Origin of the sequence: Kitasatospora aureofaciens, assembly GCF_019192735.1 — a bacterium.
Taxonomy (GTDB): domain Bacteria; phylum Actinomycetota; class Actinomycetes; order Streptomycetales; family Streptomycetaceae; genus Kitasatospora; species Kitasatospora aureofaciens_A.
Genome location: NZ_JAHTKP010000010.1, coordinates 23,837 through 49,443, shown reverse-complemented (window position 1 = coordinate 49,443; position 25,607 = coordinate 23,837). Strand labels below are relative to the sequence as shown.

General features: G+C 72.8%; 26 protein-coding genes. 10 read left to right on the top strand and 16 right to left on the bottom strand.

What is annotated here, in order from left to right; all coding sequences use genetic code 11:
• Nucleotides 1–27 precede the first annotated feature (27 nt).
• The 9 genes from KV557_RS13110 to KV557_RS13070 form a co-directional block, all read right to left on the bottom strand.
• The gene (locus tag KV557_RS13110; RefSeq protein ID WP_218200054.1) at nucleotides 28–528 is read right to left on the bottom strand and encodes a GNAT family N-acetyltransferase; all 501 of its coding nucleotides are present in this window, start codon (nucleotides 526–528) and stop codon (nucleotides 28–30) included.
• A complete protein-coding gene (locus KV557_RS13105) occupies nucleotides 525–1,499 on the bottom strand; it encodes an NAD-dependent epimerase/dehydratase family protein (RefSeq protein WP_218200053.1) in 975 nt (324 codons plus the stop codon). The genes KV557_RS13110 and KV557_RS13105 overlap by 4 nt, the downstream gene beginning before the upstream one ends.
• Nucleotides 1,500–1,523: 24 nt before the next feature.
• Nucleotides 1,524–2,624 (bottom strand): alkene reductase, encoded by a 1,101-nt coding sequence (locus tag KV557_RS13100; RefSeq protein ID WP_218200052.1) that lies wholly within the window; start codon nucleotides 2,622–2,624, stop codon nucleotides 1,524–1,526.
• Between the two features lie 239 nt (nucleotides 2,625–2,863).
• Nucleotides 2,864–3,820 carry a PfkB family carbohydrate kinase gene (locus tag KV557_RS13095; RefSeq protein ID WP_218200051.1) on the bottom strand — a complete coding sequence of 319 codons (957 nt, stop codon included), beginning with the start codon at nucleotides 3,818–3,820 and terminating at the stop codon, nucleotides 2,864–2,866.
• 114 nt (nucleotides 3,821–3,934) lie between these two features.
• Nucleotides 3,935–4,705: a CPBP family intramembrane glutamic endopeptidase gene (locus KV557_RS13090; protein WP_218200050.1), complete on the bottom strand. Its 771-nt coding sequence runs from the start codon at nucleotides 4,703–4,705 to the stop codon at nucleotides 3,935–3,937.
• A 7-nt stretch (nucleotides 4,706–4,712) separates the two neighbouring features.
• Nucleotides 4,713–7,262: an MMPL family transporter gene (locus KV557_RS13085; protein WP_218200049.1), complete on the bottom strand. Its 2,550-nt coding sequence runs from the start codon at nucleotides 7,260–7,262 to the stop codon at nucleotides 4,713–4,715.
• A complete protein-coding gene (locus KV557_RS13080; RefSeq protein ID WP_218200048.1) occupies nucleotides 7,259–8,194 on the bottom strand; it encodes a class I SAM-dependent methyltransferase in 936 nt (311 codons plus the stop codon). Before KV557_RS13080 ends, KV557_RS13085 begins: the two co-directional genes overlap by 4 nt.
• 137 nt (nucleotides 8,195–8,331) lie before the next feature.
• Nucleotides 8,332–8,976: a hypothetical protein gene (locus tag KV557_RS13075; RefSeq protein WP_218200047.1), complete on the bottom strand. Its 645-nt coding sequence runs from the start codon at nucleotides 8,974–8,976 to the stop codon at nucleotides 8,332–8,334.
• Nucleotides 8,973–10,172 carry an aminotransferase class I/II-fold pyridoxal phosphate-dependent enzyme gene (locus KV557_RS13070; RefSeq protein ID WP_256177350.1) on the bottom strand — a complete coding sequence of 400 codons (1,200 nt, stop codon included), beginning with the start codon at nucleotides 10,170–10,172 and terminating at the stop codon, nucleotides 8,973–8,975. Before KV557_RS13070 ends, KV557_RS13075 begins: the two co-directional genes overlap by 4 nt.
• Nucleotides 10,173–10,853: 681 nt before the next feature.
• Between KV557_RS13070 and KV557_RS13065 the strand changes: the two genes are divergently transcribed.
• From KV557_RS13065 to KV557_RS13055, 3 genes are all read left to right on the top strand, one after another.
• Nucleotides 10,854–11,384 (top strand): TetR/AcrR family transcriptional regulator, encoded by a 531-nt coding sequence (locus KV557_RS13065; RefSeq protein ID WP_218200046.1) that lies wholly within the window; start codon nucleotides 10,854–10,856, stop codon nucleotides 11,382–11,384.
• A gap of 208 nt (nucleotides 11,385–11,592) precedes the next feature.
• A complete protein-coding gene (locus KV557_RS13060) occupies nucleotides 11,593–11,925 on the top strand; it encodes a DMT family transporter (protein WP_218200045.1) in 333 nt (110 codons plus the stop codon).
• Between the two features lie 28 nt (nucleotides 11,926–11,953).
• The gene (locus tag KV557_RS13055) at nucleotides 11,954–12,385 is read left to right on the top strand and encodes a DUF5360 family protein (RefSeq protein ID WP_218200044.1); all 432 of its coding nucleotides are present in this window, start codon (nucleotides 11,954–11,956) and stop codon (nucleotides 12,383–12,385) included.
• Between the two features lie 91 nt (nucleotides 12,386–12,476).
• Here KV557_RS13055 and KV557_RS13050 read toward each other — a convergent pair whose 3' ends face one another.
• Nucleotides 12,477–13,289, bottom strand: coding sequence for a class I SAM-dependent methyltransferase (locus KV557_RS13050; RefSeq protein WP_218200043.1), 813 nt, complete (start codon nucleotides 13,287–13,289; stop codon nucleotides 12,477–12,479).
• 247 nt (nucleotides 13,290–13,536) lie between these two features.
• On the opposite strand from KV557_RS13050, the gene KV557_RS13045 reads away from it, so the two are divergent.
• Both KV557_RS13045 and KV557_RS13040 read left to right on the top strand, forming a co-directional pair.
• A complete protein-coding gene (locus KV557_RS13045) occupies nucleotides 13,537–14,046 on the top strand; it encodes a DinB family protein (protein ID WP_218200042.1) in 510 nt (169 codons plus the stop codon).
• Between the two features lie 154 nt (nucleotides 14,047–14,200).
• Nucleotides 14,201–15,337 carry an NADH:flavin oxidoreductase gene (locus KV557_RS13040; RefSeq protein ID WP_218200041.1) on the top strand — a complete coding sequence of 379 codons (1,137 nt, stop codon included), beginning with the start codon at nucleotides 14,201–14,203 and terminating at the stop codon, nucleotides 15,335–15,337.
• Between the two features lie 60 nt (nucleotides 15,338–15,397).
• Here the strand turns inward: KV557_RS13040 and KV557_RS13035 are convergent, their stop codons facing one another.
• Nucleotides 15,398–15,856: an ATP-binding protein gene (locus KV557_RS13035; protein WP_218200040.1), complete on the bottom strand. Its 459-nt coding sequence runs from the start codon at nucleotides 15,854–15,856 to the stop codon at nucleotides 15,398–15,400.
• 221 nt (nucleotides 15,857–16,077) lie between these two features.
• Nucleotides 16,078–17,703, bottom strand: coding sequence for a CehA/McbA family metallohydrolase (locus KV557_RS13030; RefSeq protein ID WP_218200039.1), 1,626 nt, complete (start codon nucleotides 17,701–17,703; stop codon nucleotides 16,078–16,080).
• A 424-nt stretch (nucleotides 17,704–18,127) separates the two neighbouring features.
• On the opposite strand from KV557_RS13030, the gene KV557_RS13025 reads away from it, so the two are divergent.
• Nucleotides 18,128–18,853: a polysaccharide deacetylase family protein gene (locus KV557_RS13025; RefSeq protein WP_308129878.1), complete on the top strand. Its 726-nt coding sequence runs from the start codon at nucleotides 18,128–18,130 to the stop codon at nucleotides 18,851–18,853.
• Between the two features lie 41 nt (nucleotides 18,854–18,894).
• On the opposite strand, the gene KV557_RS13020 is transcribed toward KV557_RS13025, so the two are convergent.
• The gene (locus KV557_RS13020; RefSeq protein ID WP_218200037.1) at nucleotides 18,895–19,278 is read right to left on the bottom strand and encodes a barstar family protein; all 384 of its coding nucleotides are present in this window, start codon (nucleotides 19,276–19,278) and stop codon (nucleotides 18,895–18,897) included.
• Nucleotides 19,279–19,333: 55 nt separating this feature from the next.
• Nucleotides 19,334–19,528, bottom strand: coding sequence for a hypothetical protein (locus KV557_RS13015; RefSeq protein WP_218200036.1), 195 nt, complete (start codon nucleotides 19,526–19,528; stop codon nucleotides 19,334–19,336).
• Nucleotides 19,529–19,748: 220 nt separating this feature from the next.
• Between KV557_RS13015 and KV557_RS13010 the strand changes: the two genes are divergently transcribed.
• Complete coding sequence (locus KV557_RS13010; protein WP_256177349.1) at nucleotides 19,749–20,690, top strand: phosphatidylinositol-specific phospholipase C; 942 nt, start codon at nucleotides 19,749–19,751, stop codon at nucleotides 20,688–20,690.
• 58 nt (nucleotides 20,691–20,748) lie between these two features.
• Here KV557_RS13010 and KV557_RS13005 read toward each other — a convergent pair whose 3' ends face one another.
• Both KV557_RS13005 and KV557_RS13000 read right to left on the bottom strand, forming a co-directional pair.
• Nucleotides 20,749–21,258, bottom strand: a complete 510-nt coding sequence (locus KV557_RS13005; RefSeq protein WP_218200034.1) for an NUDIX domain-containing protein — start codon at nucleotides 21,256–21,258, stop codon at nucleotides 20,749–20,751.
• Between the two features lie 301 nt (nucleotides 21,259–21,559).
• Nucleotides 21,560–23,188 (bottom strand): alpha/beta hydrolase, encoded by a 1,629-nt coding sequence (locus KV557_RS13000; protein WP_256177348.1) that lies wholly within the window; start codon nucleotides 23,186–23,188, stop codon nucleotides 21,560–21,562.
• A 163-nt stretch (nucleotides 23,189–23,351) separates the two neighbouring features.
• Between KV557_RS13000 and KV557_RS12995 the strand changes: the two genes are divergently transcribed.
• The 3 genes from KV557_RS12995 (at nucleotide 23,352) to KV557_RS12985 (ending at nucleotide 25,431) form a co-directional block, all read left to right on the top strand.
• The gene (locus KV557_RS12995; RefSeq protein WP_218200033.1) at nucleotides 23,352–24,311 is read left to right on the top strand and encodes a DUF6528 family protein; all 960 of its coding nucleotides are present in this window, start codon (nucleotides 23,352–23,354) and stop codon (nucleotides 24,309–24,311) included.
• Between the two features lie 266 nt (nucleotides 24,312–24,577).
• Nucleotides 24,578–24,889 (top strand): hypothetical protein, encoded by a 312-nt coding sequence (locus tag KV557_RS12990; protein ID WP_218200032.1) that lies wholly within the window; start codon nucleotides 24,578–24,580, stop codon nucleotides 24,887–24,889.
• A complete protein-coding gene (locus KV557_RS12985) occupies nucleotides 24,886–25,431 on the top strand; it encodes an acyl-CoA thioesterase (RefSeq protein WP_218200031.1) in 546 nt (181 codons plus the stop codon). Before KV557_RS12990 ends, KV557_RS12985 begins: the two co-directional genes overlap by 4 nt.
• Nucleotides 25,432–25,607 lie beyond the last annotated feature (176 nt).

The window sequence follows — 25,607 nt, the reverse complement described above, 5'->3', positions numbered from 1 at the left end:
ACGCTAGCGCACACCTCTGACAATCGGTCAGTTGACCCCCGGGCTGCGGCGTTCGACGAGGATGACGTCGCGCCAGTGGCCGTGCAGGCGGCCGACCCGTTCGCGGGTGCCGACGGTCCGGAAGCCCGCGCGTCGGTGCAGGGCGAGGCTGGCGGTGTTCTCCGGGAAGATGCCGGACTGCACGGTCCAGATGCCGGCGGCGTCGGTGGAGTCGAGCAGCGCGGTCAGCAGGGTGAGCCCGACGCCGCGGCCGTGGGCTGCGGGGTCGACGTAGACGGAGTGCTCGACGACGCCCGCGTAGGCGCAGCGGGTGGAGACGGGGGAGACGGCGGCCCAGCCGAGGAGAGTGCCGTGGTCGTCGAGGGCGACCAGGCGGTGGTCGGGGAGGCGGGAGGCGTCGAAGGCGGCCCAGTCGGGCGCGGCGGTCTCGAAGGTGGCCTCCCCGGTGTCGATGCCTGCCTGGTAGACGGTGAGTACGGCCTCGGCGTGGTCGGGGCGCATGGCGGTGATGCGCAGGGCGGTGGTCATCGGGCGCTCCGGTCGGTCTCGGCGAGGACGCGGGCCTCGCCCTCGGGGGTGAAGCCGTGGCCGAGGGGCGGCTCGCCGCGGGCGCGGTCCCAGGCGAGGACGTCGGCGGCGGTGACCGCGAGCGGGGTGGCGGGCAGGCCGGCCGCGCGGGCGCGGGCGGGGTCACGCTGCTGGCCGGGCCAGAGCGGTTCGGTGCGGACCAGCGGGAAGAAGGGCGGCGGCGCGCTCTCCGGCGGCACCGGGACGAGCTCGATCTCGCTGCCCGCGACCTCGGCGCAGGTGGTGATCAGCCCGCCCAGGGTGGTGGGTTCGGCCGGGCCGACGGCGTGGAAGGCGCCCGGGCGGTCGTCCTGGAGGAGCTGGACCACGAGCCGGGCGAGGTCTCGCGAGTCCACCACCTGGACGGGCTGCTCGGGCCGCCCCGGGAGCGCGATCCGGCCGCCGCGCGCCGCTCGGCGCGCCCAGTAGGTGAGCCCGCGCTGCTCGTCGTGCGGCCCGGCCACCTTGCCGGGCCGCACGATCGTCGCCCGCTCGCCGTAGTGGGCGGTGACCTCGTCCTCGCAGGCCACCTTGAGCCGGCCGTACGTCTCCTCGGTCAGCTCCTCGGCCTCGCGCAGCGGCGCGCGGCGCGGGGTGCTCTCGTCCGAGCCCGGGGCGAGTCCGGCGCGCTCGTAGACCGCGTGGCTGGAGATGAACAGGTACCGGCCGACGCGGTCGCCCAGCGCGTCCATCGCTTCGGCGACGTGGCGCGGGCGGTAGCCGCTGACGTCCACCACTGCATCCCACGCGCCGCCGTGCAGCGCGGTGTAGTCGCCGGTGTCGCGGTCGCCGGTGAGGCGGGTGGCGGTGGGGAAGAGGCCGGGGTTGGTCCGGCCGCGGGTGAAGAGGGACACTTCGGCGCCGCTGCGCAGGGCGTCGTCGGCGATGGCGCGGCCGACGAAGGAGGTGCCGCCGAGGACGAGGATCCGCATGGTGCCGAAGCCTACTGCGGGCGGTCAGCGGGATTCCGGGAGTCGCGGGTAGTCGGTGTAGCCGACGGCGCCGTGGCCGTAGAGGTGGGTGGGGTCGACGGTGGCGAGCGGGGCGTCCACGGCGAGGCGTTCGGGCAGGTCGGGGTTGGCGATGAAGGCGCGGCCGTAGGAGACCAGGTCGGCGAGGGCGGCGGTGAGCGGGGCCTCGCCGCGGGAGCGGTCGGTGGCGGCGCGGTTCTCGCCGACGTTGGCGATCACCGGGCCGCTCCAGCGGGGGCGCAGGTCGACGAGGGCGGGGTAGTCGTCGTTGTCGGTGAGGTGGAGGTAGGCCAGGCCGAGGCCGTCGAGTTCGGCGAGCAGGGCCCGGTAGACCGGGGCCGGGTCGGCCTCGGCCATGCCGAACTGCGGGTTGCCGGGGGAGAGCCGCAGGCCGAGGCGGTCGGGGCCGACGGCCTCGGCGACGGCGGTCACCAGCTCGATCGGGAAGCGCAGCCGGTCGGCGAGGGTGCGCGGGCCGTACTCGTCGGTGCGGAGGTTGGTGTTGTCGGCGAGGAACTGGTGGATCAAGTAGGAGTTGGCGCCGTGCAGTTCGACGGCATCGAAGCCGGCGGCGAGCGCGTTGCGGGCGGCGTCGACGTGGTCGGTGACGGCCTGGCGGATCTCGTCGCGGGTCATCTCGCGCGGGGTGACGGCGTCGGCCTTGCCGCCGTCGCGGACGTGCACCGGGCCGGGGGCGGGGACGGCGGACGGGCCGGCCGGGAGGTCGCCGAGCAGCCGGTTGAGCGGGTGGCCCTGCCGGCCGCCGTGCATCAGCTGGGCGACGATCCGCCCGCCGGCCGCGTGCACGGCCTCGGTGGCGGCGCGCCAGCCGGCGACGTGCGCGGGCGTCTCCAGTCCGGGCAGGCGCCAGCCGGACTGGCCGCGCCGGCTGGGCCAGATGCCCTCGGTGATGATCAGGCCGGCGCTCGCGCGCTGGGCGTAGTGCTCGGCGACGACGGGCAGCGGGGTGCCGTCCTCGGCGGCCCGGTAGCGCGTCATCGGGGCCATGACGACGCGGTTCGGCAGGTCGAGCGCGCCGAGGCGGTAGGGGGTGAGGAGCGGGCTGGTGGTGGCTGTGGAGGTCATGCCCGCACGGTAGAACCTGACATCGGTGTTAGATTCAACCGTCGACCGGCACGCGGGAATCGGTGAGGATCAACTCCTCGATGCCGTACAGGCTCTCCGACGTGGGGTGGATCGGTACGTCGTGGCTGGTGCGGTGGGAGCGCGTGGGCCGTTCGGGGAGAGTGTGGCGTACCGGTGACTGGGCGTCGAGAGCCTTGGGGCATCGAGGAGTTCAGACGCCTTCACGGAGTTCAGGCGTCTCAGGCGATGAGCGGGGCCTCCGCGAGCGGTGCGTAGACGTCGGTGAGGCGGGCCTCGAAGGCGGCCGGGGTGAACAGGTAGTCCTGGCTGCCCGCCGACTCCAGGGCGTAGGCGGCCAGCACGCAGCCGATCCGGGCCGCGTCCTCGTCGTCCCGGCCGTCGGCCTTCGCGGCGAGGAAGCCCGCCCGGAACGCCCCGCCGCCACCGGCGCCGTCCGGGAGCCGGGAGATCGGTGCGGCGGGGACGGCGACGGACGGCTGCGCGGCGTAGTCGATCCAGACGCCCTCCGGACCGAGGGTGGTGATCCACGCGCCGACCCGGCCGAGCACGTCCGCCGCGGACCAGCCGGTGTGCTCCATCAGGGTGGCGCGCTCGCGGCGGTTGGTGACCAGGTAGGCGGCCCCGGCCAGGACGGCCTCCGCGCCGGAGCGGCCCAACTCCCGGGTGCGGCCGGCCACGTCGACCAGGTACGGCAGGCCGCGGCGGCGGCACTCGGCGGCCCGGGCGGCCAGCACCTCCGGCTCGGCGGGCCCGAGGAAGACCAGCCCGACGTCCTCGGGCCAGCCCTCGGGACCGGGGGCGTCGTCCTCGGTCAGGGCTCCGGGGTGGTAGGAGACGATGCGGTTGTCGTCGGCGTCGGTGGTGCGGGTGTAGCGGGCGGTGGCCAGCCCGGCCGAGACCCGGACCCGGGAGGTGTCCACGCCGACCTCCTCCAGCCGGGCCCGGTAGTCGCCGAAGTCCCGGCCGGCCGCGCCGAGCAGCAGCGGGCGGCGGCCGAGCCGGCCGAGGCCGTACGCGACGTTGGCGGCCACGCCGCCGTAGCGCACCTCCAGGTCGTCGACGAGGAACGACAGGGACAGGTGCTGGAGTTGGGCGGGCAGCAGCTGGCTGGTGAAACGGCCGGGGAAGGTCATCAGGTTGTCGATGACGATCGGGCCGGTGACCGCGATTCTCATGGGATACCTGCCTCTCCTGGGAGGGGACGGTGGGACCTGCGAACATACGGACGTGCGCCGGGGATGCGAACTGGTCGGGCACAGGGCCCAGTTGGACTACAGGGCCCGGCCGGGCTAGAGGGCCCAGAGGACCCAGGCCAGCAGGAGCAGGTTGGCGGTGCCCTGGGCGACGGCGCTCGCGAGCGCGGAGCCCGTCCAGGCGCGGCAGACGCCGAGGGCGACGCCCATCGCGAAGACGGACGGCAGCACCCCGCAGATCACCCAGCCGTTGAGCGGGTTGAGCCCGTAGTCCCCGAGGTGGACCAGGGCCCAGCCGGCCGAGGTGGCGGCGATCGCCGCGAGCGGGCCGCGGCTGCGCTCGACCGCGTGGTACAGCACGCCGCGGTAGCAGATCTCCTCGACCAGCGGGACCAGGATGCCCATGCAGAGCACCATGGCGATCCCCGCGACCACCGGCTGCCCGGGCGCCATCTGCCGGAACAGCTCGGGGATCAGGGAGGTCCAGTTGTCGTGGCCCCGGCCGAACGCGGCCCGGGTCGCGAACACCGTGTTGGCGTAGGCGAGTACCACCAGGCCCGTCCCGGCCAGGGCCGGGAGGAGGCGGAAGCGGCGCAGGCCGGCCGCCGCCCACTCGGCCCGGTCCAGGACGGCGACCACTGCGGCGCTCAGGCCGACCGAGAGCACCATCAGGGGCAGGGACACCGCCCCGGCGATCCGGACCGCGGCGAGCACGGTGAACACCCGGGTCGCGGAGGACAGCGGTGCGCCGCGGTGGTACTGGCGAATTCGGTGCAGGCGGTGCTTGGTGCGAGCCTTGGTGCGAGCCCGCCCGGTGGTGGCGGGCGCGGGGGTGGCAGGCGCCACCACCGGGCGGTCCGCGGTCATGGCCGGCTCACCCCGCCTTCGCGGGGACCGGGGCGGGGGTGCGGCGCAGGCTGGGCAGCCACCAGTTGTAGCGGCGGAACAGCAGCAGCGTCGCCGGGACGAACAGCATCCGGATCAGCGTGGCGTCCAGCAGGACGGCGAGGCCGAGGCCGGCGCCGTACTCCTGGAGCATGATCGTCGAGGAGAGCGCCATGGTGCCGAGGCTGCCGGCCATCACCAGGCCGGCCGCGTTGATCACCCGGCCGGTGTCGACCACCGCCCCGACGGTGGCGGCCTCCTGGTCGGCCCCGCCGCGGACCAGGTCGCGGACGCGGGTGACCAGGAAGATCTCGTAGTCCATGCCCAGGCCCATCATCAGCACGGTGAGGAAGATCGGCAGGTCGTCGATGATCGCCTTGTCCAGCCAGAAGTGGAAGATCAGCACGGTGAGGCCGATCGCCCACACGTTGCTCATCATGATCGTGAGGATCAGCCGGATCGGGATCAGCAGCGAGCGCAGCGCGAACACCAGCATCACGAAGACGCCGACCGAGACCAGCCCGATCATCTGCCAGAAGCTGGAGTTGAGCGCGTTGCCGTACTGGCGGTCGACCTGGGTGGCGCCGCCGACCGAGAGCGGGCCGACGTCGCCGGCCGCGGCGGTGATCTCCTGGATCCGGTCCACGGTGCTCACCGCGGCCCCGGTGTACGGCTTGTCGGCGAGCTCGACGACGACCCGCAGGGCGCCGTCGTCGGACAGGTAGTCGCGGCGGACGTCCGGGCCGAGCGCGTCGAGTTCGGCGGCGGTCACCGGGAGGCCGAACGGCCGGGTCACCGCGGACACCCGGGCCACGCCGGGGACGGCGGCCAGCTTGTCGGTGAGCGCGGTGACCGCCTGCCGTCCGCTGTCGGTCAGCCGGTGCTGGGCGTTCACCACACCGGAGTTGGGCCGGCCCACCACGAGGGTGGGCAGCACGGCGGCGTCGCCCCACTCCTTCGCCACCAGTTCGAAGCCCGTCCGGGAGTCGGTGGCCGGGCTCAGCGCCACCGGGTCGGCGGTCGAGCGGTGCTGGGCGGTGATCACCGCGAACGGCACGGTGATCACGGCGAACAGCAGCACGATCGCCACCTTGCGGCGACGGGCGAGGTCGGCGGCCCGGCGCAGGTGGCGGCCGAGCGCGCTGCCGTGCTCCAGGTCGGCCAGCGGGTTGCGGCCGAGCCAGAAGAAGCGGTCGCCCAGCAGCACCAGCAGGGCGGGGGTGAGGGTCAGCGCGGCGAGCAGCACGATCGGGATGCCGATCAGGCCGCCGTAGCCGAGCGGCGGGATCCAGTCCACCGGCGAGAAGAGCGTGGCGCCGAAGGCGAGCACCACGGCCACCGCCGCGAGCAGCATCGACTCGCCCGCGTGCGCGGTGGCGTGCACCGCGGCCTCCTTGGGCGAGCGCCCGGCCAGCCGCTCCTGCCGGTAGCGGGAGGACAGCAGCATGCTGTAGTCGACGCCCGCGCCCAGCATCACGAAGTTCATGATGGTGATCGTGAACTGAGTGAGCGTCACACTGTGCCCGAGTGCGAAGAGCGCGGCCTGGCTGACCGTCATCGCGAGGCCGATCGCCGCCACGGTGAGCACGGCCGGGACGACGGCCCGGAAGAACAGCAGCAGGACGACGAAGATGATCGCGTACGCGACCGTCTCCATCAGCGCGTTGTCGTCCTCGGCCTTCTTGTACGTGTCCTTGATCAGCGCCAACTCGCCGGTGACATGGGCCTCGACGTCCGGTCCTGCCCCGGCGGCCTGCCGGGCGGCGGCGATCGCGGAGCGCAGCCAGTCCACGTCCGGGTCGTGTCCGGCCTGTTTGGCGAAGCTGACCGACACCAGGGTGGCCCTGCCGTCCTTGGCGAGCAGCCGGTCGACGGCCTCGGCGGGGACCGGCACCGGGAAGGAGTGCCAGTCCGTGGCCTTGGTGAACGCGGCTGCCAGGAGTGGGAGTTGCGATTCGTCCGAGGCCACCGCCTGGCGGGCCGGGTCGGCCAGTGCGGCCGGGACCTGGCCCGCCGCGACGGCCGCGTCCACCGCCTGCCGGCGGGTCTCCGGGGTCGCGGGCGTCTGCGCGGCGGCGAGCTGTTGGTCGACCTGGGTGCGCAGACGCCTCAGGTACTCGGCGGTCGAGCCCCGGTACAGCGTGTACGCCGAGGCGGACTGCTGCACCTCCCCGGTGCGCACCCGTTCGGCGATCCTGGCGTCCAACTCGGCCAGCATCGACCGCAGTTGATCGCTGCGGACGTCCGGAGCGCCGATCGCGACGATCGACTCGCGCTGCGAGCGGGCCGGGAAGGACTGCTCGACCAGCTGGTCCGCGCGGGCACTGCTGGTGCCCGGCACGACCTTCGACGCCCCCTGCTTGGTGAGGACGTCGTTGAGCTGGGAGGCGAACGGGAAGCACGCCGCGATGACCAGCGTCCAGATCACGAGCACGGTCTTCGGGCGGGCGGTGAGACCCTCGGCGAGGCGCAGCAGCCGGTGCTGCACCGCGCCGTGGGTGGTCTCCGCCGCTGGTGCGGGTGTGGCGGTGGTGGTCATGCGGTGCGGACTCCCTCGCGGTGCCGGCCGCCCGGCCCGGTTCCGGTGGTGGCGCCCGGGTTGGTCCCGGTGACCACGACGAAGGTGTGGCGCAGCTCCAGCGCGCCGTGCCGGGCGACGTGCTCGGCGAGGCCGGCCCGGATCAGCTCCAGGGCGTGCTCCTCGCGGGTCTGGTCGACGGCGTCCTTGAAGCCGGCCGCCGCGCCCGAGCGCTGGACCCACTCCAGGGCCGCGTCCGGGGTGTCCGCGGGCAGCACCTGGTGGCCGTCGCGCTGGACGTCCACGGTGAGGCCGGCCTTGGTGAACCAACGGGCCACGGTGGCCGCGTCCTTGGGCAGGTTGACCCGGATCATGCCGGTCAGCAGGGACGGGTCGGCGGTGAACACCTTCTCCAGCTGCTCGATCAGCGTCTTGAGGGCGTCGCCGCGGGTCTCGATCACCACGACCCGGCCGCCGGGGCGCAGCACGCGCTTGATCTGCTCCAGCAGCTTGACCGGCTTGCTGTAGCAGATCGCCCAGCCGACCACCACGAGGTCCGCGCTGTCGTTCGGCCGGGTGCGCAGGAACTCCTCCATGTCCCCTTCCTCCAGGGACACTTCGAGGCCGGGCGAGCGCAGCGCCTCCGGCATGACCTTGGCTTTGGCGACCGACAGCATGCCGGGGGACTTGTCGACGGCGTGGACCGAGCCGCGGCCCTCCAGCTTGCGGAGGATCTCGTGGGTCAGGTGACCGGTGCCGCAGGCGAGTTCGAGGACATTGTCGCCCGGGGTGATGGTCACCTCGCCCAGGGCGGCGACCGAGTGGACGCCCATCACCGGGCTGAAGTAGGTGTCGTAGCTGGGACTCGCGGCGTCGTAGTCGGGTGTGGTGTCGGCGTGGGTCCGGCTCAGGGTCAGACGCAGGGCGCGGGCGGCGAGTCCGAGGCGGCTCATGGCTGGCTCCTTGGGGTCGGGTCGGTGGGGGTGCGGTCGGGTCTGTGCACGGGGTGGCTCCGTTCCTCGTGGTGGGTGTCGGTGCGGGACGGTCACTCTTGGGCCGGTCACTCCTGGGACGGTCACTCCTGGGCCGGTCACTCGGGGCCGGGCGAGGTGCGTGGTGGGGCTACGAGGTGGGGCAGGTCGGCGAGTTGGGGCCTGCCGACGGGGACACGAAGGTCGGCGACCAGCAGCAGCCCGCCGATGCCGCTGAGGGTGCCGAACGCGGCAGCCGTGGCCGAAGGGGCCGAGGCCCCGAGGCCGGCGCCCACGGCCAGGGCGGCGGCGGCCCCCGCGACGACCGCCGCCCGTGGTGCGGTGGCGGCGACGGTGAGGACCGCCGCCGTGGCCGCCAGGCCCGCGCACCACGGGCTGTCGGAGGTGGCGGCGGCCGGTAGCGTGCCGCCGACCAGCAGCAGCCCGGCGGCCGGGGCCCAGCCGGGGCGGTGCCGCCGGGCGCGGCGGTGGAGCAGGGCGGCCAGGATCGCGAGCGCGGCCCCGGCCAGGGCGGCGACGCACCACGGCAGGTCGGGCGTCCGCCCGCCGCCGGGGGCCAGGCCCGCGCCGAGGACGGCCCCGGCCGAGGCGCCGGCCAGGGACGCGACGGCGGGGAGGGCGGCCGTCCGGACAGCAGCAGCGGTCGGACCGGGGGCCGGTTTGGTGCTGCTGGTGGGTCCCGTGCCGGTTGGTCCCGCGCCGGTGGTGTCCGCGTCGGTCGGCCCCGCGCTCGTGGTGCTCATGGCCGGCCGGGGGCGCCGGAGTCGGCGAGTTCGGCGAGCGCCTCCACCGCGTACCCGTCGTCCGCGTCCGGCTCGTCGTCGGCGAGGAAGTGCTCGGCCCGCGAGCCGAGCGCGTCCAGCACCCGGTCGAGGTGCTCGGTGGTGTGGGTGGCCATGAAGCTGAGCCGCAGCCGGGGAGAGGCGGCGGGCGGCAGCACCGGGTTGGTGTAGACGCCCGCGTCGACGAGCTCCCGCCACAGCAGGAGCGTCTCGATGGTGCCGCGGGTGCGCAACGGGATGACCGGGGTGGCGCTCTCCCCGGGGCTGATGCCCCGCTGGGCGAGGCCGGCGCGCATGTACTCGGCGTTCTGCTGGGCACGTTCGGCCCGCCACGGCTCCTCGCGCAGGATGCGCAGGGCGGCGAGGGCGGAGGCGGCGCTCGCCGGGGTGGCCGAGGCGCTGAAGATCAGGCTGCGGGCGTGGTGCTTGAGGTAGTGGATGACGTCGTCGTCGCCGACCACCGCGCCGCCGAGCGAGGCGAGCGACTTGCTGAAGGTGACGGTGATGAGGTCGACCCGGTCGGTGAGGCCGAAGTAGGAGCAGGTGCCGCGCCCCTTGTCGAGTACGCCCAGGCCGTGGGCGTCGTCCACGATCAGGCGCGCGCCGCGCCGCTCGCAGACCTCGACGATCTCGGGCAGGGCGCAGAGGTCGCCCTCCATCGAGTACACGCCGTCGACGACGACCAGCTTGCCGGCGCTGTCGGGCACGGCCGCCATCGCGCGGTCCAGCGCCGAGGCGTCGTTGTGCCGGAAGCGCCTGAGCTTGGCACCGCTGAGCCGGCACCCGTCGACGACGGAGGCGTGCGCGTCGCGGTCGGCGAAGATGACGTCGCCGCGGCCGGCCAGGGCGCTGATGGTGCCGAGGTTGGCCTGGTAGCCGGTGGAGATGACGGCGGCGGCGGGCTTGCCGTAGAAGTCGGCGAGCTCGGCCTCCAGCCGGTCGTGCAGGGCCAGGTTGCCGTTGAGGAACCGGGAGCCGGTGCAGGAGGTGCCGAACTGCTCCACGGCCTGGGCCGCGGCCTCCTTGACCCGGGGGTCGGCGGTGAGGCCGAGGTAGTTGTTCGACCCGCACATGACCAGCTCGCGGTCACCGAGGGTGACCGTCGTGGCCTCGTTGCCGGTGAGCGGCAGGAAATACGGGTAGATCCCGGCTGCCATGGCATCCCGGGCCGCTGTGTAACCGGAGACTTTCGAGAATATGTCCACCATATTTCCCTCGAATTTCTTTAGGAGGTGCCCCGGCGGGTTCGGGCGCCGGGATTGCTGGGCGCGCCGAACACGAAATGACATGGACACCCGACCGCGGGCGGGCAGGGTGAAAGCGCCGAGGGTGCGGGAGTGTCGCCAAGGGTGGGGCGGCGCGCCGTTGCGCCGTACCCGGGCATCGCACACCCCAGGGGTGCGGGGGCTCGGCAGATGGCCGAAGGAGGACGGTACGTGGCGTCAACGTCCAGCATGGGAAGACTGCTTGGCTGCTCGCCAGTCAGCGTGAGGAGGGTCGCACGCGGCCGTGCCGACCCTGGTCGGACCCGCGCGGACATCGCCGAATCCGCATGTCTCGCAATGATCCCCCGTGGATGTCGAAGAGCGTTCCCCCGGGCCCGGGGGAATTCCCGGGCCGCTATTTCGATCATCGTGCACATCAAGCAGGAGGCCGCTGAACCGATGGAGCTTCCGCCATTTCTCCGTCGTGGGCCGAGGAAACGAAAGCATGCGCGATGGAGGCTGTCAACAACCGGCCAGGGTTTGCGCGTTGGTGTTTCCGGGGGATAGTCGGCGGTCTGCTAGGCTGCGTCCGACCGTCTGGACGGTTTGTAACACGGAGAGAGGGAACCACCGGTGCGTGATCAACTGCTCGACGCCGTCGAGCGGCTTCTGGTGCGAGGAGGTGTCGACGCGGTGCGCCTGGACGCCGTCGCCGTCGAGGCCGGCGTGAGCAAGGGCGGGCTGCTGCACCACTTCCCCAGCAAGCGGGCGCTGATCCAGGGGGTCGTCGAGCGCCTGGCGGACCGGTTCGAGGCCGTCCTGCCCGGCCCGGACGCGCCGGCCGGCGCGTTCGCGCTCGCCTGGCTGGACGCCAGCATCCCCGCGGAGTCGCCCGCCGGGGACACCAGCGGCGCCGACCAGGTGCCGGTCGCGCTGCTCGCCGCCGCCGGCGGACCGGCGGTGCTGGACGTGCTGTGCGCCCGGTACGACGGCTGGCAGAAGCGCCTCGTCGACAACGGGCTGGATCCGGCCGTCGCCACGCTCGTCCGGATGGCGGTCGACGGCTGGTGGACGTCCAGGCTGCTCGACCTCTCCCCGCCGCACGACGACCTGCACCTGCGGCTCCGTGCGCTGCTCGTCGAACTCACGCAGCGCGGGAGCTAGTTGGCGCGGTCGTCGGCAGGCGGAAACCTGAGCGCACCCAGTACGGGCGGTACGGACAGTACGGACAGTACGGACGGTACGGGTGGTGCGGACAGCACGGGTGGTACGGACAGCACGGAAGCCGGTCGGCCAGGGCGGTCGGCCCGGCCGCGCGACCCGGGCGGGACCACCCTGCCCGGCCGAGTCACGACGACGGGGGACGGACGGCATGACGGCATACCTTCTGGTGGGAGCGGCGATCTGCGCCGAGGTGACGGCGACCCTGGCGCTGCGCGCCTCGCACGGCCTCACCCGGCTGATGCCCAGCGTGGTGGTCGCGATCGGCTACATCGCCGCGTTCGTGCTGCTCGCGCAGGCGCTCAAGTCGCTGAACGTGGGCCCGGTGTACGCGGTCTGGTCCGGGCTGGGCACGGTCGGCGCGCTGGTGGGCGGGGTGGTCGCGTTCGGCGAACCGGTCAAGCCGGCCTCGGTGGCCGGAGCGGTGCTGGTCGTGGCCGGCGTCGCGGTGATGTACCTCGGCGGGGGAATGAGTCACGAATGACGGAATGACCCGCAGTAGAGGAGTCAGCATGCATGCCACGCCCGCCCGGAGCCGGGTCCTGCGCTTCACCAAGGCGTCGATGGTCGTCACCGACATCGGCTTCCTGGTCTACTGGGCGGCCACGCTGCTGGCCCTCATTCCGGCCGAGTACGCGTACAAGGACTACGACAATCCGGTCCTGAGTGACTGGAACTACTCGTTCGTCCTGCTGGACGTGCTGGCGAGCGTCACCGGGCTCACCGCGCTGCGGCTGAGCCGCTGCGGCGCGGCGACCGGCGCCCGGCCGCTGATGCTGGTCTCGCTCGCGCTGACCAGCACGGCCGGGCTGCAGGCGGTGGCGTTCTGGGCGCTGCGCGGGGACTTCTCGGTGGGCTGGTGGCTGCCGAACCTGTTCCTGCTGCTCTTCCCGATTCCCGGCATCGTGCACCTCGTGCGGTGGATGGCCGCCACCGGCGGGTGAGCTTCGCCCGTCCTGCTGGTGGCGGCGATCGGGCGTCTGGTGGCGGCGATCGGGCGTCGCGAACAGGGCGGGCAGCCGGTGGTGGACGGCTTCAGGCTCGCTCGGCGGTGACCACGTAGTAGTCGAGGAGGCCGTCGCGCCAGGCGGTGAGGAAGTTGCGGGACCAGTGGTCGGACGGGACGGCATTCTCCAGGTAACGGTCCAGGCCCGGCCAGACGTCCGCGCCGATGGACTCGGCGGCGACGGTGGTGAACCCGACCTTCGTGAGGTCGGCGGTGAAGCCGTCGACGGGGTGGGCGACGTCGAGCCCGTCGGCGAAGCTGCCGAGCAGGATGCTCAGCCGCTCGGCGACGTCCTGGCCCGTGGAGGTGAAGAAGGTGGTCACCACCAGCCGCCCGCCGGGGCGCAGGACCCGGGCCGTCTCGTCGGCGAAGCTCGTCAGCTCGCGGAAGTGCTGGGCCGCCTCCACCGAGTAGATGCCGTCCAACGAGCCTTCGGGGAAGGGAAGTTCGTCGGCCGCGCCGAGGGTGTAGGCGAGCCGGTCCGGGTACGTCGCGAGTGCCCGGGCGTTCACCGCGCGGGCGCGCTCGATCTGGTCCGGGTGGATGTCCACGCCCGTCACCGCCGCGAAACGGAACTCCCGCAGGGCGAGCGCCGCGCCCAGTCCGCGCCCGCAGCCGACCTCCGCCAGCCGCAGCTGCTCGCGCGGCTCCGGGAACTCCCGCAACACCCGCCGGTACAGCTGCTCCTGGCTGCGCACCCGGTCCTCCGGCGTCGGCGCGGTGAGGTCGATCCCGCGCCAGTCACCGAAGTTGATGAAGCCGCCCGCGAAGCTGGCCGCCTGGGACAAGTCGTCCGCGCCGTACGTCCGGTGCACGGTGGGTGGGATGTGGTTCTGGTTCATGGGTCGTCCTGCCTTCGTGGGTCTCCTCGGGCGCGCCGCCTGCCGGGCGCGCCGCTGTACGTACCCAAACCGGATCGGCCGCGAACGCGGTGGAGTCGCGTGATTACGGTGTGGCGTCGGGGAAATGCAGTGTCCGGTGGGACGGCGGTCCGCTACAGTCCGCGGTGATCATATGGAGAGGTGCTCGGGGGCTCGGACGTGTCCCGGAGAACGTGCCCCGGAGAACGTGCCCCGGAGAAGGAGCGACATGAACACCGACGAACGCCCCGCCCCGCCGTTGACCGGCGGCGAACGCGAGATGCTGCGCGGCTTCCTGGACTTCCACCGTGCCACCCTCGCCATGAAGTGCGAAGGCCTGACCGACGAACAGCTGCGCCTGCGCTCCAGTCCGCCCTCCACCCTGAGCCTGCTCGGGCTGGTGCGGCACATGGCCGAGGTCGAGCGCGCCTGGTTCCGGCGCGTCATCAACGGCGAGGACATCCCGTTCGTCTGGTCCGAGGAGGGCGACTACCAGGCCGCGTACGACCCCGCCGGCTCCACCCGCGCCGAGGCCTTCACCGCCTGGCAGGCCGAGGTCGAACACGCCCGCCGCATCGAGCGGGAAGCCACCTCGCTCGACGTGACCGGGTACCAGGCGCGGTGGCAGGCCGACGTCTCGCTGCGCCTGGTGATGCTCCACCTCATCCACGAGTACGCCCGCCACAACGGGCACGCCGACTTCCTGCGCGAGGCCATCGACGGCACGGTCGGGGCGTAGCGGGCGGGGCGTTGGCGTGATCGTCGGCGAGTAGTGGCCGGGATCACACCGTGGCGCGCGAGGCGGGTGAAATGCAGGGGCCGCTCACGTGGTTGACAGGGGCACACGTTTCGTCCCTGTGCATGAACATCGTCGGCACCCATGAGGAACATCCATGACCGTCACCGCGTCCGCTGAGTCCGCCGCCTCCCGCGCGGCCGAGATCCTGTCCCGGCCCGTCGCCCTCAACGGCCTCACCGTCCCCAACCGCATCGCGATGGCGCCGATGACGCGCAAGTTCTCCCCGGGCGGCGTCCCGGGCGAGGACGTGCAGTCGTACTACGCCCGTCGTGCCGCCGCCGGTGTCGGCCTGATCGTCACCGAGGGGACGTACGTCGGCCACGAGTCGGCCGGCCAGAGCGACGACATCCCGCGGTTCCACGGCGAGGAGCAGCTGGCCGGGTGGGCCCGGGTCGCCGAGGCCGTGCACGCGGCGGGCGGCGCGATCGTGCCGCAGCTGTGGCACATCGGCATGGTGCGCAAGCAGGGCGACCCGCCCTACGCCGACGCCCCCGCCGTCGGCCCCTCCGGCATCCGCCTGGACGGCACCGAAGGCACCGGCCGGGCGATGACCCGGGGCGACCTGGACGACGTGATCGGCGCCTTCGCCGAAGCCGCCGCGGCCGCCGAGCGCATCGGCTTCGACGGCGTCGAACTGCACGGCGCCCACGGCTACCTCCTCGACCAGTTCCTCTGGGAGCGGACCAACCGGCGCACCGACGCCTACGGCGGCGACCCGGTGGCCCGGACGAAGTTCGCGGCCGAGATCGTGGCCGCCGTCCGCGACGCCGTGTCGCCCGACTTCCCCGTGATCTTCCGCTACTCGCAGTGGAAGTCGGAGGCCTACGACGCCCGCCTCGCCGAGACCCCCGACGAGCTGGCCGCGATCCTGACCCCGCTCGCCGACGCGGGCGTCGACGCCTTCCACGCCTCCACCCGCCGCTACTGGGTGCCCGAGTTCGACGGCGCCGACCTCAACCTGGCCGGCTGGACCAGGAAGCTCACCGGCAAGCCCGCCATCACCGTCGGCTCGGTCGGCCTCGACGGCGACTTCATCCGCGCCTTCATGGGCGAGGGCTCCGCCGTCCAGGGCATCGACAACCTCCTCGACCGCCTGGAGCGCGACGAGTTCGACATGGTCGCGGTCGGCCGCGCCCTGCTCCAGGACCCGGACTGGGCCGCCAAGGTCCTGGCCGGCCGCCTCGACGAGCTGAAGCCGTACGACCCGGCGGCGCTGGGCACGCTGAGCTGAGCCTGAGTGACCCGAGGCCCCGACCGCGATGCCGCGGTCGGGGCGTCTTGGCGTGGGGGGCTACCAGCCGAGCAGGTGGGTGCCCTCGGTGAGGGCGGTGAGGATGGTTCTGGTGGCGGTTTCGGGGGTGTGGGGGTCGGCGGGGTCGAGGACGACGTAGTGGAGGGCGGCGCCGGTGGTGCGGCTCTCGCGGCGGAAGGTGTCGAGGGCGGGCGGGGCGGTCGAGCACTCGACGACGACCTGGTAGCCGCCGGTGGCGTACGCGAAGGCGGCCTGCGCCGCGGCGGCGAGGGCGGTGGTGTTCTGGCGGTCGGCCTCGGGGAGGTGCGGCGGGAGCTGGCCGCGGCGGATGACCCGCAGGAAGTCGTCGGCCCGCAGGTGGACGCTCGGGTGCAGCCCCTCCGCGAGCAGCGCCGCGACCGGGCTCTGCCCGGCCCCGGAGGGGTCGACGAGGACCACGACGCCGCCGGCGCCCCGGCCGCCCCCGAGCTCCGGCCCACCTACGGTCGTACGGTTCACAGCTGCTGATCCCTTCGCGGGCCGGGGACGGACGGGTAGCCGGGGCGAGGCGGTCGGAGTACGAAAGGGCCGGTCGGACCCGGATGCGGACAGCCGACCGCCTCGTCCCTACGACTGATGCTTTCGGGGATCAACCTAGTCCACACGGGTGCCCCGAGTCGTCCCCCGCCTGGTCACGGACCTGCTTCGGCGGGTGGCTGGGCGGTCGATTGGGCAAGCGGCTAGCGGTCCTCCGCACGGATGATGATCGGATTGGTCAGGGCCGCCATCGGGCCCCAGGGCAGGTCCTCGCCCATCGAATTGCCCTTTCCGGGCGACCCGTCCGCCCTCGGGCGGCGCACCTCGGCCCGGACGTACGCGGCGAGCGAGGCCGTCGTCCGCCAGACCACCGTGCCCGCGCCGCCCGCGGGCAGCGACTCCTGGTGCATCTGGCCCTCGTCGGTGAGGAGGCGGACCGTGCCGCCGGGAACGCCGGCGACGTCGAGCCGGACGTCGAGCGGGGCGTCAGCCGGGACGGTCAGCTCCTCGCCGATCCCGGCCTGGCGCCCGTGCCCGGTCACGGTGAGGTCCAGCTGGACGGCGGCGGACTCGGCGAGCCAGCTGCGCCCGGCGCGCATCCCGTCGAGGACCGCGTCCCGGGTGAGGTCGTCGGCCAGCACCACGTTGTGCGGGGAGCCGATCACCTGCGGGACGCTGTGCGCGTCGCTGTTGCCCATGGCGGGCAGCCACGACCGGCCGTCCCGGACGGCGACCGCGAGCTGCGCGTCCCAGGTGTCCACGGCCGACTCGTCGTCGTACGTCCAGGGCCCGTTCCACACCTCCACCGCGTCCGCCTGCTCGTAGCCGAACTTCCACTGGCACGCGACGTACGGGCAGTACGGGTGTGCGGGCACCACCAGGCCGCCGGAGCGGTGCACCTGGCGGACGAAGCGCGGGTAGGACTCGTCGCGGGAGCGGTAGCGCCAGTCGACGAACTCGCCCGGCCGGAGGCCGAGGGCCAGCCAGTGGCCGTTGCGGGTGGTGATCTCCTCGCCCGGGACGATCAGGAGGTCGGGGCCGGCCAGTGGGCCCCAGACGGCGTGCGAGGAACTGGTGTTGTGATCGGTGGAGACGATGAAGTCCAGGCCGGCCGCCCGGGCACCGGCTGCGACCTCTTCGGGCAGCCGCCGGCCGTCGGAGTGCACGGTGTGGAGGTGGCAGTCGCCGCGGTACCAGGCCCGGCCGCGGCCGCGGGCCTGCTCGGGCGGGTAGTCCGGGGTGAACTCCGGCCCGGGCGGGCCGAAGCGGAGGGTGACCTGGACGTGGTAGTCGAGGCCCTGCGGCGCGACCTGGTACGGGCCCAGGACGACGTGCCAGGTGCCTTGGTTGACCGGGCCGGGGAGGTAGCCGGGGGTCGCGGAGTCGCGGGCGATGCGGAACTCGGTGCGGAAGCCGCCGGACCAGCCGCGGAAGCCGGGGCCGCCGAGGTCGGTGCCGCGCTCGTCGAAGATGCCGATGTCGCAGGAGTTGCCCGGGGTGCCGGGCGGGACGGGCGGCTTGTCGTACGTGTAGGAGACGGCGATCTCCCGTACACCGTCCGGGACTTCGACGGGGAGGTAGACGAAGTCGGGGGCGCCGGTGGAGAGGTGGCCGGTGAGGGTGAGGGTCTGGTCGGGGGTGGGCTCGGCTGCTGCTGTGGTGTCTGCGGCCGCGAGGCCCAAGGCGGTTGCGGCGGTGGTGGCGAGGCCGGTGCGGAGCAGGTCGCGGCGGTCGAAGAGCGGGCGGACGGGGGTGACCGGGGTGGTGCTGTCGGGGGTGGGGGTTTTGGGGGTGTTCTCGGGGGATGGGTTCTCGGGGGTGGCGGGCATCGATGGCCTCCGGGCTCGGGCGGGGCGGGTCCGCTCGCGTCCATACCCGCGGCGGTGAACCCGGGGTGAGCCGGGGCCCACGGGGGCGGGGCGGGTCCGTGAAAGGGCCGTCGGGGGTCGGCGCCGGTCCGTGTCGCTACGGCGGGGGCGGGTTGCGGCGGGCGAGGATCGACCGGTTCACAGAAGCAGAAAGTCGGTCGGTCGGATCATCGTGGAGGATGGAGTGTCACTCAGTCGGCGGGCCCTGCTGGCGGCGGTGGCCGGGAGCGCGCTGGCGGGGTGCCGGTTGGCGGGGGAGGGAAGGGGCGGCGGGGCGGTGGGGGGTTCAGCGGGGGCTCCGGCGGTGACGGCCTCGGCGGCGCCGTCGGTTACGGCGTCCGCCTCGGTGTCTCCGTCGGCGTCTTCTTCTCCGTCAGCGCCGCCCGTGCCTGCTGCGCCCCGGGCGCTGACCAGGGCGGACGTGGTCGCGCGGTACGGCGGGGCGGCGCCCACCGAGTGGGGCCTGGAGGTGGCCGGGGTGATCACCGAGCTGCCCGGCGGCGAACGGGCCACCGCGCTCACCTTCGACGCCTGCGGCGGCCCCGGCGGCAACGGGTACGACGTCGACCTGATCGACTTCCTGCGCGCGCACGCCGTGCCCGCCACGCTCTTCCTCAACGCCCGCTGGATCGATGCCAACCGGGCCGAGTTCGACCGCCTCGCCGCCGACCCGCTCTTCGAGATCGGCAATCACGGCACCGTCCACCGCCCCCTCTCCGTCACCGGCCGCTCCGCCTACGGCATCGCCGGCACCCGCGACGCCGGAGAGGTGTACGACGAGGTGACGGGCAACGCGGAGAAGCTCACCGGCCTGCTCGGGCACTCGCCCCGCTTCTTCCGCTCCGGCACCGCCCACTACGACGACGTCGCCACCCGGGTGGTCGCCGACCTGGGGGAACGCGTCGCGGGCTTCACCGTCAACGGCGACGGCGGGGCCACCCTCACTGCCTCCGAGGTACGGCAGGAGGTGGCGGCGGCCCCGCCGGGCTCGATCGTCATCGCCCACATGAACCACCCGGGCGGCGGCACCGCCCCCGGCTTCGCGGCGGCGGTGCCGGCGCTGCTGGCAGCGGGGCGGCGGTTCGTCCGGCTGTCGGACGTGATGAGCTGAGGCGCTCGGCTGCGCTCTGAGGCGCCCCGGAGGGAGTGGGGTCAGAGCAGGCGGAGGCCGCCCGGGAGCTCCTCCTCGATGATCCTCACCAGCCAGTCGAAGACGGTCGGGCCCTGGCCGGCCCGGGCGGCGGCGAGGTCGGCGCCGACGTGCTCGCGGTTGGTGGGGTGGCAGCGGGTGAGGCGGTCCTCCAGCTGGCGGACCGTCTCCGGGTAGCCGAGATTCCGCCGGGACACCTCATGGTCCCGCCACTCGATCGCGTAGTCGCCGTCCTCGGGTGTGCCGAAGCCGCCGCGCAGACAGTCGGCGAAGGCGTCGAGGTTCCGGCCGAAGTAGCCGCCGCAGCCGATGGACTCCCCGACGACCTTCCAGAAGTCCTCCAGCGTGCCGACGCGGGTGCCATCGATCACATAAGTCACGGTCACACGGTGAGGATAGTGCGGGGCTGGGGGCTACGGCGACGGGGTTTGGCGGACGACCTCACTGCCCGAGCAGGCGCGCGAAGTCCAGCCCGAGGCTGCCGACGACGGGCAGGGCGCCGAGGTCGGTGATGCCGCCGACGGGGATGCTGTAGCCCTGGTTCACCTCGCGGGTGTCCGGCGCGGCCTCGGCGGCGGTGGCGGCGGGGAGCAGGACGGCGCCGAGGAGCAGGGCGCTGAGCAGTGCGGTGCGCATGGTGACGAGCCTCCCGGAGGGGTGGGGTGGTGGCCTGTCAACGCCGGGGGTGGTGGTGCGGTCACGTATCTTCGCCCGTTCGGCCGCATCAGCGTGGCAGCTGAGCTTGCTGCCCGCCCCCTGCTCGCGTTCGGGGGCGGGCCGGTTTGGGGGTGAACCAGCTTGCGGGCAAGGGCCGTTGGAAAGAAGTGAGGACACCACCCCGAGGATGGGAGTACGGATGAGTCTCACCCCCCGCCGCACCGTTCTGAAGGCCGGAGCCGCCGCCCTGGCCAGTGGCGCGCTGGCGGTCCCTGCCGTTGCCGCCGAGAGCGTCCCGCGCGCGAACGGCGTCAACGACGACGAGTGGATGCGCCACCTCAACGACCACGTGCCCCTGACCGGCCTCACCATCCCGGGCAGCCACGACACTTGTTGCACCGACCCCATGCACGGGACGGAGTGGTCGCACACCCAGAACTGGGGCATCCCCGACCAACTTCGGCGCGGGATCCGCTTCCTGGACATCCGCTGCAACGGACTGGCCGGTACAGCGAGCGAGTTGGGGATCTACCACAGCGACAACTACCAGTACATCCGGCTCCAGGACGTGCTCAACCAGTGCGCCTCCTTCCTGAGCGCCCATCCGAGCGAGGGCCTGGTCATGCGGCTGAGGAACGAGTACGCGGGCGGCAACAAGCTCGACTCGGCGGAGTTCCAGCGCCGGTTCAACTTCTACATGGACGACTTCGGCTTCCGGCGCTGGTTCTGGACCAACCCCTGGTGGCCCACCCTCGGAGAGGCCCGCGGAAAGATCGTGCTGGTGGCCGACTTCGACAACCCGTGGACGGTCATCCAGTGGTCGAGCGGCGCGAACACCTGGTTCGACACGCAGGACCGGTGGGACGGCATGGAGAACTTCCAGAAGGCGCGGCTGGTGACCGCCCAGTTCGACAAGGCGTTCCTGAATCCGGCCGCGAAGCAGATGTTCACCAACTTCACCAGCTTCGCCGGCGGCTTCAACTTCCCACGCCACAACGCCCGTTTCATCATGCCCGAGGTCCTCAAGTACCTCGACGCGCGGAAGACCCAGAAGGCCCGCTTCGGCATCGTCCCGATGGACTTCCCCGACCAGTACCCCGAGGTGCTGAGGCTGCTGATCGACAAGAACTTCATCGGCTGAGTCCGCCCACGACGGAAGCGGCGGGTTCGGCTTCCCCGAGCCGAACCCGCCGCAGTTCCTACAGTTCCATGCCGTCGCGCAGGTAGCGGGTACTGCCGTCGGCCAGTGCCCGCGTGGCAGCGAGCAAACGGTTGCGCTGGCGTTCACGCAGGCGCTCGGCGACTTCGGGTGCTGGGAGGAACAAGGCCTCCGACAGCTCGTCGTCGTGGGGTCGCAGATTGGTTGCCAGATCGGACGCGAGGATACCGGCGCCGAAGATGAACGCGATCTGGTCGTCCCAGGGACCGTGCGGCGCTACCCAGTCCACGACCAGGAGTTGGCGGATGGTGATGTCCAGACCCAGCTCCTCGCGCAGTTCCCGCACGGCCGCCCGGTCGGGTGGCTCGTTGGCCTCGGCCATTCCGCCCGGCAGGTCCCACCCTTCCTTGTAGGTCGGGTTGACGGTCAGAATGTGGCCGGCCTCGTCGCGAAGGATGACGTCGGCGGAGACGCGCTTGCGGGCCTGCCGGGCGTTGCCCTCGGCGAGGTAGGCGTTCCAGGCTTCGGTGTCGGTGGGTGTGGGCCTCACGATGAACCTCCCCGAGGCGACGGGATGATGTCGGCGAGCAACAGGAGCCGGACTCTGCTCGCTTCGTCGAATCGTGCCAGGTACTCACGGACCGGCCCGTACCCGAGGTGCCCACGGAGGAGTTCGCCCAGGCCGTCCAGCTGGCGGAGGACGCGAACGGATCCGAGGGTGGGGCTCGTGGCCAGAAGTTGGGTGCCGACGGCGACTGCGGCATCCAGGTCGCCGTGGCTGGCGTGGAGGCGGGCGAGGGTGGACTGAGTGCGCCATCACCCGGTGCCGGGTGATGGCGCACCGGGGGCGGCTACCGCAGGACGCCGTGGATGGCTTCGGGGTCGGTGGGTGAAAGCGGGGCCGCAGGAGCCGCGGTCTTGGCGGTCAGGGTCGGCGGCGGGGTCACGAGGACGGGGGTGGGGTCGGCCTCGGGGGCGCAGGTCTTGGCGATGCGGCCGGTGCCCTGGGGGAGGCTGCCGTCGCGGAGGTAGGCGGTGAAGGTGTCGTCGAGGCAGGCGTTGCCGTGGAACAGGATCTCGTGGAAGCTGCCGCCGTTCTGGACGACCAGCTTGCTGCCGGGCAGGGCGTCGTGCATGGCGAGGCCGCCCTCGTACGGGGTGGCGGCGTCCTCGGTGGCCTGGAAGAGGAGGACGGGGGGCAGGCCGCCCTTGCCGGTGATCTTCAGGCGGCCGGCCGGGTTGCCCTGGTAGGGCCAGAACATGCAGGCGGCGTTGTACCACATGTTGTTATAGGTGTAGAAGGGTGCCTCGGCGTTGACCTTGGCCTGGTCCTTCTTCCAGAACTCCCAGTCGCGCGGCCAGGCGTTCTCTGTGCACTGGGCCGCGTTGTAGGCCGGGAAGGTGCCGTCGTCGGCGCCGGGCGCCGCGTACTTGTTGTAGGCGATGTTCAGCGGCCGGGTGTCGTGCTGGGTGAGGTAGGCCGAGAGCACGGTCGCCATCCGGGGCCAGCGGAGGAAGTTGTAGCCGCCGCCGTAGAAGGTGTCCTCGAACTCGGCCGGGCCGATCTTGCCGGGGGCCGGGGCGGCGTCGGCCGGGTCCTTCCGCAGGGCGTCCTCGACCTGGTAGTACGCCTTCTCGACCGCGGCCGCGTCGGTGCCCAGGTGGTAGACCGAGTCGGCCTTGGCGGTCCAGGCGGCGAAGGCGTCGAAGCGGCGCTGGTGTTCCTTGTCCTGCAGGATGTTGTGGTCGTACCAGCTGATGGTCGGGCCGACGATGCTGTCCAGGACCATCCGGCGGACGTGCTTCGGGAAGAGCTGGCCGTACGTCGAGCCCAGCGAGGTGCCCCACGAACCACCGTAGAAGTTGATCTTCGGGACGCCGAGTGCGCGTCGGATGCTGTCCATGTCGCGTGCGTTGTCGACCGTGGTCATGTGCGGCAGCAGCCACGACCAGTCGGCCGCGCAGTCGGCGGCGTACCCGGCCGCCTTCTTCAGCCAGGCCTTCGAAGTCCCTTGGCCCACCTGGTAGTCGGGCCGCTCGCCGTCGAAGTAGTGGGCGTCGCAGACGACATGGGGGTCGCTGCCGTTCGTGCCGCGCGGGTCGAAGCCGATCCAGTCGTAGGTGGAGGCGACGTCCTTCGGGATCTGCCCGGAGATGTAGGCGGGCATCCAGAGTCCGGAGTCGCCGGGGCCGCCGGGGTTGAGCAGGATCGGGCCCTGCTGCTTGTCCTTGGGGGCGGTGGCGGGGAGCCGGTTCACCTTGATCTTGATCGTGCGGCCGTGCGGGTCGGCGTAGTTCACCGGCACGTCGAGCATCGCGCACTGCAGTGCGGGCGTGGTGGCGTCGTTGCAGGAGCTCCAGACGAGCTTCCCCTGTCCGGTGTCCTCCGGGGTGGTGGCGTCGGGTTCGGCGGCGGAGGCGACTCCGCCGAGGGCGGCGACGGCCGCGGCGGCCGAGAGCAGGGCGATGACTTTTCTCATGGGGAGCATAATGTGATATGTGCAATGGCACTGCCAGGGAACTGACCGGACTTTACCAAGCTTTGACGGGGGGATCTCGGCGAGTCGTACGCGCGGGGGATCCCGGTGGCCGTTCGGCCGCCCCGCGCTGGCGGCGCGGGCCCGGGCCCCGCACGGTGAGGGCGTGCCGAGAACAACGGTGGTGGGCCTGTGCTGCCTGCTGCTCTGCGCGCCCGCCACTGCCGATGCCCGGCCGCCCGGGTGGGCGGTGGCCGTCGTCGACCAGGCGTCCCGCCGGGTGCTGCTCCTGCAGAGCGCCGAGGAGCTGATGGCGTACCAGGGCCCGACGCGGCTGCCCGTCGTCTGGGAGTGGAGCGCCGACCGGGCGGCCGACCTCGCCGACCTCCGGCCCGCGCGCAGCTGGACCGACCCGGACGAGGCGAAGAGCCGCATCCGGGAAGGGCGTCGCTACCTGCTCGCCACCGCCTCCGGCGGCCTCGCCGTCGTCGTTGACACCGCCACCGGCGCGACCCGCTGGGCGACCGACGTCGGCGGCTCGGCCAACCCGCACAGCATCGAGCTGCTCCCCGACGGCAACGTCGCCGTCGTCGCCAGCACCGGCGGGTGGGTCCGCCTGTACGCCGCCTCGCAGGGCCCGCGCGCCACGACGCACGCCACCCACCTGCTCCCCGGCGCGCACGGCGTGCACTGGGACCGGCGGACCGGCCTTCTCTGGGCGCTCGGCGATGACAGGCTCATCGCTCTCCGGATCGGCGGCACGCCGGCCGCCCCCACGCTCACCACCGTCCGGAGCAGGCGGCTGCCCGAGCCCGGCGGGCACGACCTTGCGCCGGTGCTCGCAGCACCCGGACGGTTCTGGGTGAGCACCGCGACCGGGCTCTGGCGGTACGACCCGGCCGCCGACCGCTTCGCCCCCGTCCGGCTCGCCGACCCCGCCGACGAACGGGACGTGAAGAGCATCGGCGACGAGCCCGGCACCGGACGGCTACTCACCGTCGCCCCCGACCACACCGGGCCCTGCGACTGGTGCGCCTCCGTCCTCACCCTGCACCGGCCGGAGGGCACCCGCGTGCTGCGCGGCACCCAGCTCTACAAGGCGCGCTGGTGGGGCGGTGGTTGGTGAGCGTCGGGCTGGCGCGCAGGGGTGGCGGAGGGTGGCGAATTGATCCGAACCGTAGGGGCATTCGGCTGATGCGGCATATTTTGTGCCCCGGCAAACTACTCCAATGGAAGTGAGTTTCCCGTCACCGTCCGCAAACCTGTCGCGGGCCGCCCGGGCTGGGATAGCGTCCGTTCCGCCCCGGGGGGTGATCCCACCGTTCCCTGCGGCGTAATCCGGTGTATTCGAACACGGTCGAGCCCTGCCGTGCCCAAATTCGGGAGAATAACGTGCGCGATTGTCTTTCCGAAAACCAGCCCGACGCGGTCGACGATCTGCGCCTCGCGGTCCACTCGCTGGCCGCCTTCCCGGCCCGCAATGCCGCCGGCGGCGCCGCCGTCACCGAGCGCCTGGCCGCCGTCGCCGAACTCTGCCGCTCGGTCGACGCGGTACTGGACAGCCTGGTCGTCCAGGCCGCCGCCGAGGCCGCCGAGGAGGGCTGGACGGCCGCCCGGATGGCGACCGAACAGGCCGCCTACTACGCCAGGTTGCAGCGGGCGCTGCTCCCCGCCTCGGTCGGCGCCGGGCTGACGCAGCAGTGAGCGCGCCGCAGTTGGGCGCGCACGTGCTGACCTGCCCCACCCGGTGGAGCGCCGTCGACGAGAACGGACACATCAACAACGCCCGCCTGGTCGGCTACGTCCAGGAGGGGATTTACGACCTGTTCTGCCACCACGCGACCGCCGTCCGGGAATCGCTCTTCCCGTCCGGATTCCTCATCGCGCGGCACGAGATCGATTACCTGGAGCAGTTGCACCACCGGCCCGAGCCATTGTCGGTACGGCTGAGCGTGGAACGGCTCGGGCGAAGTTCCGCGCACGTGGTGGTGAATGTCTGCCGGGAACCGCTCATTTATATGCGGGCGCGCACCGTGGTGGTGGCCCGGGACCGCGAATCCGGCCGTTCGCGCAAACTCAGCCAGAACGAGCGGCGTTTTCTCGCGCGGTTTATGGCGGAGTCCGTGCGGGGCGATGCGCCGACCTCGGCGCCGACCTCGTCGCTGCCGCAGCGGGCGCCGGCCCGGGCCGGCGGGCCGATTCCGGCGCGTCGCACGCGCAGGCGGTGTCGTGCCGCGGCGGCCTGAGGGCGGGCCTGAGCGCGCGCTGACCCTGGCCTGAGAGCGGGCCGACCGCGGGCCGCGTCGTGCCGGACCCGGGGTGTGATCGACAACGGCGTCGATCCGCCCGGCCGGCCGCAGTACGCTGAGCAGCACGGGCGCCGGTACGTTCCGCGCCGGTCACCGGCTGCGAAGGCTCCTCC